Genomic DNA, 15742 nt, shown 5'->3' with positions numbered 1-15742 from the left:
CACAATATCTAGTGTTTTTCGTTTGACTTTTAGTTTTACTTCTCTATACTGAGAATATAAAGAATTAAGGGGGCATTATCATGACGATTACATTATTTTCAAAAAACAACTGCATGCAATGTAAAATGACAAAACGCTTTTTAACTGAGAATCATGTCAGTTTTAAAGAAGTTAACATAGATGAAGAGCCAAATGCATTGAACTTTCTAAAAGAACAAGGTTTCAAGAGTGTGCCGGTAACAACTGCTGGTGAAACAACAATCATCGGTTTTAGACCGGACCAATTACGTAGTCTTGCTTCTTAAACGCATTTAACCGAGGTTGTATCCTAGACAAAATAGCAGCAGTCTAACTGGCAGATTTTATTTTACAAATAGTGGAAAATTATTTTTACCAGTTATACAAGCATATTTTGCAATTTACGGGGACGCCTCCTTTTTTTCGCATTTTTTTATTTTTTAGAGCCTAAAAAAAAAGAAAGTTGGTCCTTCCATGAGTTTAAAAGAGTTAAAAGATGTTAGTTACTACAAACTAAATAACGAAATCAATCGCCCTGTTAATGGTCAAATTCCATTAAACAAAGATCAAGAAGCTCTGCAAGCTTTTTTCAAGGAAAATGTGTTACCAAATACCAAGCAATTCGCTACATTTAATGAAAAACTGGAATATCTTGTAGCGCAAGATTATTTGGAAGCAGAGTTTCTAACACATTATTCTGCTGCATTTATTACAAAATTATACGACTTTTTATTAGCCCAAAACTTCACCTTCAAATCGTTTATGGCAGCCTATAAATTTTATTCGCAATATGCCTTAAAAACCAATGATGGTGCTTTTTATTTAGAAAATTACGAGGATCGCGTCGCAATTAACGCCTTGTATTTTGCTGCTGGCGATGAAGAGTTGGCGTTAACTTTAGCCGATGAAATGATTCATCAACGTTATCAACCCGCAACGCCTTCTTTTTTGAACGCAGGACGCAAACGCCGAGGAGAATTAGTGTCTTGTTTTCTAATTCAAATTACCGATGATATGAATTCAATCGGCCGCGGCTTAAATTCTGCATTGCAACTTTCTCGAATTGGCGGAGGAGTCGGGATTACATTATCCAACTTGCGGGAAGCCGGAGCGCCAATTAAAGGCTATGAGGGTGCTGCAAGTGGTGTGATGCCGGTTATGAAATTATTTGAAGATTCCTTTAGCTACTCGAACCAATTGGGGCAACGACAAGGTGCAGGGGTAGTTTACTTAAATGTCTTCCATCCGGATATTATGGCTTTCTTATCGGCAAAAAAAGAAAACGCCGATGAAAAAATCCGTGTGAAAACTTTATCCCTAGGTGTATTAGTTCCCGATAAATTTTACGAGTTAACCCGTAACAACGAAGATATGTATTTATTTAGCCCTTACAGTGTCGAAAAAGAATACGGCGTTCCCTTCTCTTATATCGATATCACTGCAGAATACGACAACTTGGTTAAAAATCCGAATATCCGTAAGCAAAAAATCAAAGCGCGGGAATTGGAAAATGAAATTTCTAAATTACAACAAGAATCTGGCTATCCTTATATTGTCAATATCGATACAGCTAATCGTGAAAATCCGATTGATGGCAAAATTATCATGAGCAATTTGTGTTCAGAAGTACTGCAAGTCCAAACTCCATCTGTTTTAAATGGACGTCAAGAATATGAAGTCTTAGGTACGGACATCTCTTGTAATTTAGGTTCAACCAATATTGTTAACTTAATGGCTAGCCCTGATTTTGGTAAATCAGTCCGAGCTATGACACGCGCACTAACCTTTGTAACCGATAATTCTCATATCGATGTAGTCCCTTCCATTGCCCATGGAAATGACCAAGCTCATACAATTGGACTAGGCGGCATGGGCTTGCACACTTTCTTTGCTAAAAATCAATTGGTTTACGGTTCAAAGGAATCCGTTGAATTTACTGATATCTATTTTATGTTGTTAAATTACTGGACCTTAGTCGAAAGTAATAAAATTGCTAAAGAACGCCAGCAATCTTTTTACAACTTTGAAAAATCAGCCTATGCTGATGGCAGCTATTTTGATAAATATATTGCTGAAAATCATATCCCCCAATCTGCTAAGGTGAAAGAATTATTTGACGGCATTTTCATTCCGACAGGTGAAGATTGGGCCAAATTAAAAGCAGCCATTCAAAAAGATGGCTTGTATCATCAAAACCGCTTAGCAGTGGCGCCAAATGGTTCTATTTCCTATATTAATGACACAAGTGCCAGCTTACATCCTATTACTCGGATGATTGAAGAACGTCAAGAAAAGAAAATTGGTAAAATTTACTATCCAGCGCCTTATCTCTCAAATGAGACACTACCTTATTACACATCAGCTTATGATATGGATATGCGCAAAGTTATCGACGTTTATGCCGCAGCCCAACAACACATTGATCAAGGTATGAGCTTAACGCTGTTTATGCGTTCTGACATTCCCAAGGGCCTTTATGAATGGAAAACGGCAACCACCAAACAAACGACCCGTGACTTGAATATTTTGCGTCACTACGCTTTTCATAAAGGCATTAAATCGATTTATTACGTCCGTACCTTTACCGACGATGCAGAAGAAATCGGCAGCAACCAATGTGAAAGTTGTGTCATTTAACCCTTAATTAAAAGTGAAAAAAATAAAGGGCTTGTCTTAACAGCTTGCATTTTTTGCGAGCAAGCTGTTAAAACAATTACGATTAGGAGGCAGATCATGGCAACTTATTATGAAGCCATTAACTGGAACGAAATTGAAGATATTATCGATAAATCCACTTGGGAAAAACTAACCGAACAATTTTGGTTAGATACCAGAATTCCGCTATCAAACGACTTGGATGACTGGCGGACCTTATCAGAACTTGAAAAGCAAACAGTAGGCCACGTTTTTGGCGGGTTGACCTTATTAGATACCGTCCAATCTGAAAGCGGAATGGATCAATTACGAAAAGATGTCCGTACCCCCCATGAAGAAGCGGTATTGAATAATATTCAATTTATGGAATCCGTCCATGCCAAAAGTTACTCATCGATTTTTTCAACCTTAAATACAAAATCAGAAATTGACGAAATATTTGAATGGACCAACACGAATCCATATTTACAAAAAAAGGCCGAACGAATCAATGAAATTTATAAAAACGGCACACCTTTGGAAAAGAAAATCGCCAGTGTCTTTTTGGAGACATTCTTGTTTTACTCTGGTTTTTATACACCTTTGTATTATCTAGGTAATAATAAATTGGCCAATGTCGCTGAAATTATTAAATTGATTATCCGCGATGAATCTGTTCACGGAACGTATATTGGCTATAAATTTCAATTAGGTTTTAACGAACTGGATGAAACCAAACAAGAAAACTTAAAAAATTGGATGTATGATTTATTATATGAATTGTATGAAAATGAAGAACGTTATACCGAAGAATTATATGATGAAATCGGCTGGACTGAAGAAGTAAAAACCTTCTTACGTTACAACGCCAATAAAGCATTGATGAATTTAGGACAAGATCCGCTTTTCCCAGATACTGCCGATGATGTTAACCCGATTGTTATGAACGGAATTTCAACTGGGACAAGCAATCACGACTTCTTCTCCCAAGTCGGCAATGGTTATTTATTAGGTCAAGTTGAAGCAATGGAAGATGACGACTATAACTTTGGACTTTAAGTAAAAAAAAAGACTTCGCAAATTTCCTTTTCTTTTGACTACTACTAGTGTCATAACAAATTAGTTCAAAAAAGCACCGCTACAATTATGATTATTACAATTGCTAGAATTTCACGGCAATTATGTAATGAAAATAATTTGGCGGTCCTTTTTCGTCTATTATAGGAAGTATAAGTTGTCCACCAGAAAAAGATTGATCTAACGGCTTAGCCCTGTCTAGCTTTTTGAACTAACTCGCTGCGACAATAAGCCAAAATTTTAAAAAAAGGAACTGCTATGTATCAGGATTTTGATCTTCTATCTCTGGGCTGAACCATTCCTTTAACTTCTCTTATGTTACACTAAAAGGGTGTAAATTCCGTTAACAAAAGAGGTGTCAAATGATTACAGTGTATTTAGCCTGTGGTGGCTTAATTTTCACAGCGCTCCTTGGTTTTGTACTTTTTATCGCCCATTATCTAACTTTCTCAGGTTATCTTGCTTTTATTTTTTTAGGTACTTTTTTAGCTGCGCTAACGCCTCCATTTGTTTGGCTTTTACTAGGGCTATTCTTTGGCAGTGCGATTTTCATCCATGCGATTAAAAAAGTTGCTAGTAACCAATTCGATACAATTGGCAAAAAAGGAGCCAAGCGAGATGCTAAACAGCTTTTGGCTAATAGCCTGCCCGTTCTTGTTGCTGGCTTATTAGCACAATTTTTTCCCGCGACTTTTAACTGGTCAGAAATTATGACAGCTCTGATCGCAGTCAGTTCTGCAGACACTTGGGCTTCTGAAATTGGCATGTTAGCTAAAGGGGATCCTTACAATATTCTAACGTTAAAAAAAGTTGCCACTGGTTTATCAGGCGGTGTGAGTTTGCTGGGAACTTTTGCGGCAATTGGTGGCAGTTTTTTAATTGCGGCAACTTACGCTGGCGGCATTTTTCTATTTACCCCAATCAGCTTCCAGCCTGCTACTTTTTGGCAGCCATTTTTACTTGGTGTATTGGGAATGTTTGTCGATAGTCTTTTGGGTTCAGCTTTACAAAGTAAATACCGTTGCGTTGTTTGCCATCAAATAACTGAGCAGGAATATCATCACAATAAACCCTGCCAGCTTGTCCATGGACTAAAATTTATTGATAACGATATTGTTAATTTGCTTACCGGTTTTACAGTCTTAGTTATAACCATGTTTATTTAATAAGAATAGCAGGAAAATGAAATTATGCTAAATTGCCCTTCAAATTTCTCAAGATTTTGACTTAGTGTGCAAAGAGCTGGTGCACAAAGCTACATCACTAGAAAAGCTGCGAGCACCGTCTTAGCTCTCAAGCACTAAGATGGAATCTTGATAAATTGTCCTTCAAATTTTTCAAGATTTTGACTTAGTGTCGCAAAGAGCTGGTGCACAAAGCTCCATCTCGAACATTTATAAGTCATAAAATTTATAATTCTTTTAACAAAAAAGCACTTCATTAAGTAAGCATTCGTCACAATGACGTACCTTACAGTTAATGAAGTGCTTTTATTTAATTAGCTTTTATTATAATTTGCTGGCAGCTGCATCATCGACGATTACGACCACATCTGCGTGATTTTGTAGTGCAGAAGCAGGAAGATCTGTTGTAACCGGACCATTTACCATGCCGGCAATCGCATCTGCTTTGTCTTCACCATAAGCCATTAAGACCATTTTTTTACCTTGTAAAATAGAACCAATTCCCATTGAGACAGCTTTTGTTGGTACATCTTCAATTTTATCGAAGAAACGTTTGTTTGCTTCAATTGTTGACTCCGTTAAATCAACCACTGATGTTTTACTATCTAGTGGTGTCCCTGGCTCGTTAAAACCGATATGACCGTTGCGACCAATACCTAAAATTTGGATATCAATTGGATGCGTTGCAATTACATCATCATAACGTTTGCATTCAGCAATTAAGTCTTCTGCTTTACCATTTGGAACAAACGTTTCTTTGAATGGTTTTTGATTAAATAAATTTTCATTCATGAAGTAGCGGTAACTTTGCTTATCTTCTCCACCTAAACCAACATACTCATCTAAATTAACAGAAGTCATTTCTGAAAAATCTAAATCACTTGCCATCATTTCTTGATACAAAGTAATCGGTGTACTTCCAGTTGCTAAACCTAATGTATGGATACCATCTTTCATGGCTTGTTGAATAATTTCAAAGGCTTTTTTTCCGCCAGCAGCGGCATCTTTTACGCGGATAATTTCCATTTTGATAACCTCTTTCTACGCTTGTTTGGTATAGCCCAATTATAGCACCATTTTTTTATGTAGGCAACAAAAGTCTAGACCAAATTCCACTTTTTTTAAGAAATTCATAAACGTGTGACTAGATAAAATTTTCTCTTAAATATTGCGAGTATGCGTACAAAAATATGTGTTAGCTATAAAATTATGCTTACAAATTTTAAAAGTAGCAGAGTTTTTCTTAACAATCCGAGGTAAAATGTAAAAAAACTTACAGACTGCATGCAGCCTGTAAGTCAAAAATTTATTTTTCTTTATCTTTTTTATCAAATAATTTGTTGATTTCACCAGCTACATCATCTTTTAAATCTTCAGCTTTTTCTTTGATTTTGCCAGCTTCTTGTTGTAGCTTACCTTTTAATTCTTTTGAATCATCACCTGTTGCCTTACCTGCTGTTTCATTTACTTTACCTTTAACTTGATCTTTATCCATTGATATAGCCTCCTTATTCTTTACTACTCTTCAAGTGTAGCAAAAATATGGTCAACTGCCCAATGAAAGAGCTTCAAATGTGTCAGATTATAAATTAAATTATTTTAAATTTGGATTATTTTCAACAGTATAATTATTTGTCTTTTGCCAAGGACTCTTTTTGGTAACCAGGGTAAATCGCTCATCTGTCACTTTTTTAATTTGAATTTTCAAATTGCCCGTAGTCGATTTCAGAACGTATTTTCCACCTTTCATCGCTTCAATTTGAATGATTCCTGCTTCATCACTTGTTGCTTTTAGCGGTTTGCCATCACGATTGATTTGATGCTTTCCTTTACGATCATAAACCGCAAAAGTCACCCCGGTTAAAGGTTTTTGATTCTGCAATATGTTGAATTCCAACAAATAGCGCTTTTTGGCAATGGCTAATGTTTTGGCATGCTTAATAACTGCGGCGACTAAAAGTGCGATAAGTAATACTCCCCCGACCACAATTCTAATAATTCGCAACAATTGATAGTGGTCGGCTTTTTTCAGCTCGGCTGCCATTTTAGGTACATAGGCAATGCGATGTCCCCGCACTAACAGTCGGTGACTGTTGATCATATAAGGCGTACAGGTTAACAGCGTGACATAGTCCTTGCCCTTTTCAATCTGCAAGTAATCGGTGTTCGTCGGTTCTACTACTTTTATTTGATCCACTTCATAAGCATGAATCTTTTTATTAATCTCAATGTAGAATTGATCCCCTTTTTTTAGCTCTGGTAAATCCGTGAATAACTTCGCTTCTGGTAACCCCCGATGTCCCGAAATGACAGCATGGGTACTTTTGCCGCCCGTTGGATAAGAAGTCCCTTCCAATAGCGAAGTTCCCTTTGCTAAAAATAAATCATTGGTGGTGTCAAAAATTGGCAGCTTCACTTTGATTTTAGGGATATTGATAACGCCAATCGTATGGGTTTGATAATAGTCTTTCGGTGGATTTTTCGGCACTTTTTTCTTCTTTGTCGCATCAGACCAGGGATCAGCCCCCGGATTGCTACCTTTTTCCGCTAATTCTTTGTTTTTCTGTTCCATCTTGGCTTGTGCCGCCTGCATCGCCTCTTCATTTTCGGCATTTGCTTTGGCTTGATAATAATTGATGATTTGCTGATCTAAAAAAGTATTCAGCGTGTCACTGATAAATGGATAAGACAACGCCCCAATACCAAAAATCAGCAACAAAACCATCAAAATATCCAAAATCGTTCTTTTTTTCGTTGTTTTCTTCTTCGCTGCTTTTTTCATGAGACGCTCCTTATAGCAAAATCAGGACAGAAGCCATACGCGGCTTCTGTCCCAGTTCAGTTCGTTTACGCTTCAGTTTGTTTGCGTCCGCGTGTAAAGTAGACTACCGCACCTACTACCGCAATCGTACCAATTGCGATGAAAGCATAGATCCCTTTACCACCAGTGGAAGGAAGAGTACCTTTTTGTTTGTTTGGTACAGTATCTACAACCTGAGTATAAGCATCTTTTCCAACCTTAAACTCTACAGGATTTAGTAATTTAACATATCCGTCAGGAGCTTTTGTTTCTTCAAGATAATACGTTCCTTCAGCTAATCCTGTAATCTCAAAAGAACCATCATCACCAGAAGTTAGTACCACAACACCATCTGCATCTGCATCTGCCTTATTTTTCCAATCGTATTTACCCTTATTTTCCACAAGATATTTATTAGATATATTTTTAATTTTAAATTCTGCCTCTTTTAATCCTTTTAATCCTTCTTTGGAATCCCCATCTATTTTTATAAATTTTTTCCCGTACGTTGTAACTTTTGTCGCTTCACTTGTTTTAGGTTCATGTCCAAAGTCCAATGTAGCTTCATTGCCAAGTTGTTTATCCGGTACTACACCACTCTTAATACTCATGTCATACGTTATAGTCAATGTTTTTCCTGATAGATTTTTTACTTTATCGGAAAGTTGAAGACCCTTTTCCAGTGGGTTAATATCAAAATCGATAGAAAAACTGTTGTCAGTATCATTTTTTAAGATGTAGTCTTTATTTTCTTCTAAATCATCCCCGACTTTTAGTGAACCTTTGTCAAGAATTAACCCTGTATCCGCCTTATCAGAAATTATATATTTTTCATAATCTGTTCCAATAGTTTTAGGGATTTCGTTTGTGATCTTATAGCTAAAAGTTTTCCCATAATCGTATGAAGGCTTTTCATTATTTAATGTTTTTTTAAAAGATGGTAGTGCGTTTGTAACTATTGGGGTATTATCTGAATTTCCATCTCCTCTATAGCCTTGCGCAACTTCATATGTTATACCTGTATCACTTATAGTAGCAGTAACCAACTTATCTTCTTTTGGCAATACATATTTTTTGTCATCTGGAGTTGCTACTTCTTTAAAATAATATGTTCCTACTGGTAGTTTGTAATTGTCATTTTCACTGGCAACTGAGACACTTCCATCTTTCCCTGAAGTAATTTTATATGCATCTTTTTCGTCTGTACTCCAAGAAATATTCCCCGTTGTTTCTCCGTCATTTAATGGTTTCAAATATTCTTTACCACCATTAACTTCACGCCATAAAATAAACTGCGCACCTTCAATGCCGTCACCTTTAGTTTCATTTCCCGTTACCGAAACTTTTTTAAAGGAAGGTGATTCACCGAAAACCTTATTTTTAAAATATAGATAAATGTCGTTTAGTTCTTCGTTAGTAAATTTACCATCCTTTATTTGATATACGGGAAATTGAATCAATAAATTTTGAGCAGTTTCTGTTACATATTCGGGCTTAGCTGTTTCAACTAATAAATACTTTTTATAAACATTTTTAGTTTCAGATTCTGAATTTTGTATAGTACCTCTCTTAGCAATACCCTTAAAATCAACTAAACCATCTGAATTTGTCACTCCCGAGTTAACTTCACTAATCTTCAAATCTTCAAATTTAGATTTATACTCAGTACTATTTTTATCCTTTAATAATATTTCCAAATCCTCTGATTCAATACTCGTTACATCGTAAAGAGTAAATGTAACACCAGAAATAGGTTTCAATTCATCACTATTGCTGATTTGGTCACCATTATTCGTAATGGTTCTTCCATTATCTTCAACTTTATAAACGTGTAAATTTACATTATCATTGTTAGACACATCATCATCAGCAGCCTGTACTGTTTTGCCCATTCCTAATCCCAACGGTAATACTAGTGCTAATGTAGCCAATGCACCAAATAGTTTTGTTTTGATTTTCATCTTCTTTACCCCTTTTTATTCTTCTTTTTTATCCTTTTTATTGTGAATAAACCCAATCACTACCATAAGAACCAGGAATGCACCTAACCAAATTAACTTGCTATTGAAGGTATCGTTTGTTTTTGGAAAAATGCCGGTATGTGGTTTTTTCGTTTTTGGAATTTTTCTGCGTTCTTGAGTATTAACAACCTTAAGCACGCCGGCTTTTTGATCGTAGCTTGTCTCACTTACTTTGAAGGAAATTTTTTCTTTGCTTAGCACATAACCAATTGGTGCTTTTATTTCCTCTAATTGATAAGTGCCGTAAGCGAGTCCGCGAATTTCAAATTGGCCGTTTTTATCTGAAATTAATTTCAGTACATTTTGATTAGTCACTTTATTTGTCCAAGCGAACCCTGTCTTCTCTTGGCTCAAGTAGTCGCCTTTTTCGTTTAGTATCACAAATTTTGCGTCCGCCAATTTTTTATTAGTATCGCGTGCATCGACTTTCACAAAACGTTTTCCGCCAGTTTTTACATCGACTTCTTTCACAATCTTGTCAAAATCTGTATCCAGAGAAGCTGTATTCACAATTTTGGCATCGACTTTGTCATGGCTCATTAACGTATCTGTATACGTGACCACAATCGTCTTGCCTTCATAGGGTTCCAATTTCTTCATATCATTAAAGTTGAGCTCAAAACCATGTTGCCGAATTATTTTTTCAAAGAGGGCAGAAATATCTTTCCCATCAATTGTTACAGATAAGGATTCCGGATTAAAATGTAACACTTCATCTGCTTGGTCGGTGACTTTATAAAACTTGTAATCTGTTAAATCTGCCGGAACTGTCGTAGTAACAGTAAAAGGAATTTTATCGCCAAAATTATAATTTGCCTTGCCGTCTGTCACGACTTTTGTGAATCGAGGTGGAATTGTCGTTTTCCGCTCATTTTTTGGATACAAATGAATTTTACTCATGACTTTATCACCGTCATAAATTGGCAATACCACCACTAGATCTTTGGACTTTTCCTTAATATAATCAGGCGCTTTCGCCTCGTGAAATAGATAAACTGCATCTTTACCATCAGCTTGTGTAGAAGTAGACGATAGTGAAAAAGCTAATGTTCCATCTTCCCCGCCAACATTTTGTGTTACACCTGTAGCAACCCGTTCTTTATTCGGACCAAGTTTTGCAAGTTGATCTTGCGCTTGCTCTGTTGTCAAACCTTGTTGGCGTAAATCATAGAACTTGCGGGAAACATCAAAAACATCAAAGGTTACATTATTTAGTCCATGATATTCCTTTAATAATTCTGCATGTTGATCGTCAATTTTCCCTGTATTAGGCGTATTCTGTGGTAGCTCTCCTTCTGGAAATGCAATCTTGTGTAACACAACTTGAATTTGAGTCGCCTTATTTTGATCGGCAGGAGTCATCCCCATCAAGAGTGGTAAGCATAAAATAATACTAGTAAGGGTAACTATGATTTTTTTCATTTAAGCTTCCCCCTTACTTTTATTGCGTAAGAAGTAATAACCGCCAGCCACAATGATAGCCAAAGCCCCGGTGCCGTAAATTAGCCATACACCCATGCCACCCGTTGCTGGGAGTGGGACTTTAAGCTTATTTACAAAATTTCCATTTTTATCTATTGGGGACTCCTTTTCCCAACTAATAGAAAGCTGATTTTCTTGAGAAGTCACCTCAAAATCCCATTGAGTTATTCCATTTTTTCCTAATTCATAGCCATCAGCAGTCTGAGTCTCTTCCAGCTGATACTTGCCTAATGTTAATCCTTCAAAACTCACCTTACCATCTGGACCAGTTGTAACAGTTTTTTTATCACTACCATCATTTTTCATAAGTTTAAAAGTGACGTCAGATAATGGTTCGCCATTATCAGCAATTTTAGTAAAATTCAAATCTATTTTTAACAACTCGTTCGTTACAAGGAACGTACCATTTTCTTTGCTATAAATTGGTTCCTTATAACCTGGAACTGATGTTTGTCCATTTTCGAAAACTTCTATAACACGATAATCAACTGGATGGTTTTGTTCTAAAGATGCCAGCGAAGTAAATGTTGTTTTTAACGCTTCTCCTGTATCAGTCGGCTGAATTTCAAATTTTTTGCCTTCCACGTTTTCCCAAGTCGAACCATTATCGATTGTTTTTTGTAATTGCAATGTAACTTTTTTGCGTAATTTTGTGTAGTTTTTGTCTTCGGTCCATCGCTTTTCTACAGGAATATCGATATCTTTCGGTCGAACATAAGTGGTTACATCATTAGTATCATGGCTGAATAATGGAACACCATTCAAGTTAAAATTAACAGTTGCCGTATTTACCATATCAATTTGTTTCTTTAATTTATCGGCCGCCTCAAAAGCAGGATTCACCTTAACATCTACTCTAAAACTTAACCCACTACCATCGAAATCAATTTGTTTCAAATCTTCACCAGTAACACTAGCATTGATCTCGTATTTCGTCTTGTTTGGTTCTTTTTTTGGCAATAAGCTCGATAGATTAATGGTTTTATCTTTTTGTAATAGATAGAGACTCTCTGGTATAACGTATTCGGGTAAGTTATCAATTAGTTGGATGGCATCTGGACGACCAATCGACTCATCTGAACTATACAACGGTTGATTAATAAAATACGAATGTTTTTTATCTGAACCAGTTAAATAGCTATTTAAAAATTGCTTATTCAATTCATTTTTATCTCGACTATCCCAATCTGTAGACTGCGTAACAGTCTTAGTTGGCGCCCCTGGATCAATTGGAACCAGTACGCTGCTCATAAATGAGGTCCAAGAACGACTGGCTAACGATCCAATTGTGTAAGTACCTCCATTTGCAGCATTGAAACTTACAGCACCATTCACGTATCCCGGTGCAGCCAAATTATCATCAAACCCTTTATACCCATAAAATGCTTCTTGTTGTCCATATGGATAGGAACTTCTGGAGCCATTGGGAACTATTCCTTGTTTTACCGAAGTATCACTAGTTAAATAGAAGTGTGTATCATAATGAGGAAAGACAAACTCTGGACCTTGTCCATCATTGCTATTCAAAGAAGCAAATGTGATAAATGTATTGTTCTTATTCATCTCTATAGGACTTGAGTCTTCAGTAGCAGTGAATTGGAAAGAAATATCCATTCCCTTAATATCGTCATAGACCATACCTGAATATAGTGATGTCGCAACATCGATAACTGGCTGGGAGACACCTGTCCAACTATGTGTATCCGCAGAAATAATGTTAGTTATCGTTAACCTTGCACCAATTGATTTCTTGTTATAAGTACCCACGTTTGGATAGTTAATTGTGATTTTAGCTTTTTCTGCAGCCTCATTATTTTTAAAAATAATTGACTTTGCTCCATTCACGGTCCCATAATCTGTAAAGACTTTTTCTGTATAGTCATTTATGTTAGCGTAATTTGCTTTTGTACCTTTCTTGGAATTTAGGGTATAATCGTCAACACCTATGCCTGTTACTTCAACACTAATTTGATCAAGAGAATTATCGATATCATTACTGATAACCAACTCATTCGCTTTAGGAATTTCTCCTCCAGGTGTTACGCTTCCTGACTCGGCTACTGCCGCACTTCTAGTAATTGTCTGTGGTCTGCCTGTTTCTTCATATTTCTTTTCAGCTTCTTTTTTAGCAGAATCAACCGTTGCTTCGTCGGCATCGCCTAAATTTGTTACATCACCACTTGTTGATTCTTTTGTAGCCTCACTAGAAGAAGCCGCAGTCGATTCAACAGTGCTTGAACCCAAGCTACTTTGTATTGTTGTCGATTCTGTTACGTTAGCTTTCACAAGCGTAATCGGATATTCTTTTGAGAATCCTACTTCTTCAGCCTTATCGTTTGTTTTTGTATTCAAACTAACTTTTAAATTGACTTCACTTACCACCGGTGTCGTAAATTTAATTTGATCGTTTTTAATAGCAGTGGATACTTCTTTTTCCACTACTTGACCGTAGTCTGCAATACTTTTATCTGTTTTTACCTCAAATAAATTTTCTGATGACTGATCATCTTTGACCGTTGTTGGCAAGATAACAGCTTTATCTTTTACATCTTGTAGCGAATAGGTCAAGCGTGTTGGCCCTTTGTTGTCATTTTTATGTATATTGATTTGCCAATCAACATGATTTTCCTTAATTTGATGTTGAATTGAAGCCTTACCGTATTCGTTATCAAATAATTGTTGTTCGTTTTTTTCTTTGCCTTCCGTTAACGCAATTGCTGTCATGCCATTAATGAAAGATTGAGCAAAGGGTAATAGTACAATTACTAATCCCAAAAGAACAAACCACTGCCTTTTCCAACCCTTTTTTTTCATTGTCTCCACTCCTTTAACTAGTAGGATAATCCCATTCTATGGAGGAGAGCACATATTAACAAACTCACAAAAAAAGTTTTTTTTTTTAATCTGTGACAAAACAATTGTTTTTTGAAAAAGTACAAAATTATCAGTTATTTTACTAATTCTAATTTAGAAATAGACCACGCCAGAATTGACGTTAAAAAATTATAAAAAAAAATAAAGGTTATCTATAATACTTAAAAACGAGGAGGGTATTCAATTCCTATCTTTTGTATTATTTTGAAGAATTATGACATCCATTAATGAAGGGGGATTAAATAGATAGTTTTCTATATCAATAATTCATAATTGTGCTATATTTCCAGCAATTTATATTAATATTGCCAAAAAGGTAAATTTTACTCCCTCTTATTAAGAATAATTAGCAGATTCTATTAATAACTATCTATCTTTTACATTCAAGCAGGTAAAAGATACTACTTCCCGTTCTTCATTTTTTTTAATAACTATCTATTCTTTATAGACTATCTTTTATGGCAAATAATCTTCAAAATAAATTCACAAATAAATATTTCGTTTGTGAATTCTCAAACAAATTTTGTCATACAAAAAAGCCGAGACCCTAAAGGATCCCGGCTTTTGAAATAATCAGTGATTATTTTACTGTTACAGATGCGCCAACTTCTTCAAGTTTGCCTTTCAATTCTTCAGCTTCTTCTTTAGAAACTGCTTCTTTGATTGGTGCAGGAGCGCCATCAACTAATGCTTTAGCTTCTTTCAAGCCTAAGCCAGTTGCTTCACGAACTGCTTTGATAACTTTAACTTTTTGGTCGCCAGCTGAAGTTAATTCAACAGTAAATTCTGTTTGTTCTTCTGCTGCACCAGCAGCACCAGCTGCAGCTACAGCTACAGGAGCTGCTGCAGATACGCCAAATTCTTCTTCGATAGCTTTAACTAAGTCGTTTAATTCTAAGATTGTCGCGCCTTTTAGCTCTTCGACAATGTTTTCGATATTCAATGCCATGATTGATTTTCCTCCAATTTAGGTTTTGTTTTTTTTATTTAGATTATGCGGCGCTTAAGCTGCATCTCCATCTTTGCTTTCTGCCACTGCGTTGACAGCGTAAGCCACGTTGCGGACTGGCGCTTGTAGTACAGATAGTAACATAGAAAGTAGTCCTTCGCGGTTTGGTAATTTTGCCAAAGCTGTGATTTCTTCTAAAGAAGCCACTTTACCTTCAATGATACCGCCTTTTAATTCTAATGCTTTTGCGTCTTTTGAAAATTCGTCCATGATTTTCGCTGGTGCAACTACGTCGTCGTTACTAAATGCAACGGCAGTAGGACCTGTGAAAACTTCATCCAAACCTTCTAAGCCGGCTTGTTTTGCAGCGCGAGAAAGGATAGAGTTTTTGATAACTTTCATTTCAACGCCTGCTTCACGCAATTGTTTACGTAAAGTTGTTACTTCTTCAACAGTTAATCCACGGTAATCAGCGATTACAACAGATGCAGCTGCATTGAATTTTTCAGCAACTTCGTCAACGATTTGCGCTTTTTTAGCGATTGCTGCTTCACTCACTTGTATTTCACCTCCTGATTTTGATGAACAAGGATTTTAGGCAAAGAAAAAAGCCTCTCCTTGTCACCGTAGACATAGAGGGACTATTGAATGTTCTCCAATAAACGTCCTCGGTAGGAAATTAAGACATACGCCACCTACTGTC

General features: G+C 36.2%; 12 protein-coding genes and 1 other annotated feature (1 of these 13 only partly in view). Of the genes, 4 read left to right on the top strand and 8 right to left on the bottom strand.

The window, feature by feature from the left end; genetic code table 11:
• Positions 1-80: 80 nt before the first annotated feature.
• From nrdH to JZO76_RS01700, 4 genes are all read left to right on the top strand, one after another.
• Positions 81-305 (top strand): glutaredoxin-like protein NrdH, encoded by a 225-nt coding sequence (gene nrdH / locus JZO76_RS01715; protein WP_206902451.1) that lies wholly within the window; start codon positions 81-83, stop codon positions 303-305.
• A gap of 187 nt (positions 306-492) precedes the next feature.
• On the top strand, positions 493-2655 hold the full coding sequence (gene nrdE / locus JZO76_RS01710) for a class 1b ribonucleoside-diphosphate reductase subunit alpha (protein WP_206902450.1): 2163 nt from the start codon (positions 493-495) through the stop codon (positions 2653-2655).
• A gap of 93 nt (positions 2656-2748) precedes the next feature.
• The gene (gene nrdF, locus JZO76_RS01705; protein ID WP_206902524.1) at positions 2749-3711 is read left to right on the top strand and encodes a class 1b ribonucleoside-diphosphate reductase subunit beta; all 963 of its coding nucleotides are present in this window, start codon (positions 2749-2751) and stop codon (positions 3709-3711) included.
• A gap of 380 nt (positions 3712-4091) precedes the next feature.
• Entirely contained in the window at positions 4092-4895 is an 804-nt protein-coding gene (locus tag JZO76_RS01700) for a DUF92 domain-containing protein (RefSeq protein ID WP_206902449.1), read from the top strand.
• Between the two features lie 342 nt (positions 4896-5237).
• On the opposite strand, the gene nagB is transcribed toward JZO76_RS01700, so the two are convergent.
• The 8 genes from nagB to rplJ all read right to left on the bottom strand — a co-directional run bounded on the left by nagB (position 5238) and on the right by rplJ (position 15597).
• Positions 5238-5939: a glucosamine-6-phosphate deaminase gene (nagB, locus tag JZO76_RS01695; RefSeq protein ID WP_206902448.1), complete on the bottom strand. Its 702-nt coding sequence runs from the start codon at positions 5937-5939 to the stop codon at positions 5238-5240.
• Between the two features lie 280 nt (positions 5940-6219).
• Positions 6220-6408 (bottom strand): CsbD family protein, encoded by a 189-nt coding sequence (locus tag JZO76_RS01690; RefSeq protein WP_071865579.1) that lies wholly within the window; start codon positions 6406-6408, stop codon positions 6220-6222.
• 99 nt (positions 6409-6507) lie between these two features.
• Complete coding sequence (locus JZO76_RS14190; protein ID WP_206902447.1) at positions 6508-7695, bottom strand: class C sortase; 1188 nt, start codon at positions 7693-7695, stop codon at positions 6508-6510.
• A 65-nt stretch (positions 7696-7760) separates the two neighbouring features.
• Positions 7761-9674, bottom strand: a complete 1914-nt coding sequence (locus tag JZO76_RS01680) for a SpaH/EbpB family LPXTG-anchored major pilin (RefSeq protein ID WP_206902446.1) — start codon at positions 9672-9674, stop codon at positions 7761-7763.
• A 15-nt stretch (positions 9675-9689) separates the two neighbouring features.
• Positions 9690-11156 (bottom strand): SpaH/EbpB family LPXTG-anchored major pilin, encoded by a 1467-nt coding sequence (locus JZO76_RS01675; protein WP_206902445.1) that lies wholly within the window; start codon positions 11154-11156, stop codon positions 9690-9692.
• A complete protein-coding gene (locus tag JZO76_RS01670) occupies positions 11157-13940 on the bottom strand; it encodes a prealbumin-like fold domain-containing protein (RefSeq protein ID WP_206902444.1) in 2784 nt (927 codons plus the stop codon).
• Positions 13941-14670: 730 nt separating this feature from the next.
• On the bottom strand, positions 14671-15039 hold the full coding sequence (rplL, locus tag JZO76_RS01665) for a 50S ribosomal protein L7/L12 (protein ID WP_206902443.1): 369 nt from the start codon (positions 15037-15039) through the stop codon (positions 14671-14673).
• 54 nt (positions 15040-15093) lie between these two features.
• A complete protein-coding gene (gene rplJ / locus JZO76_RS01660) occupies positions 15094-15597 on the bottom strand; it encodes a 50S ribosomal protein L10 (protein WP_206902442.1) in 504 nt (167 codons plus the stop codon).
• 36 nt (positions 15598-15633) lie between these two features.
• Positions 15634-15742, bottom strand: a sequence feature (ribosomal protein L10 leader region) (it continues 23 nt past the right edge of the window).

It is taken from the genome of Candidatus Enterococcus myersii (genome assembly GCF_017316025.1).
Taxonomy (GTDB): Bacteria; Bacillota; Bacilli; order Lactobacillales; family Enterococcaceae; genus Enterococcus_C; species Enterococcus_C montenegrensis.
The sequence above is the reverse complement of the archived record's forward strand: the minus strand, read 5'-3'. Positions and strand labels throughout refer to the sequence as shown.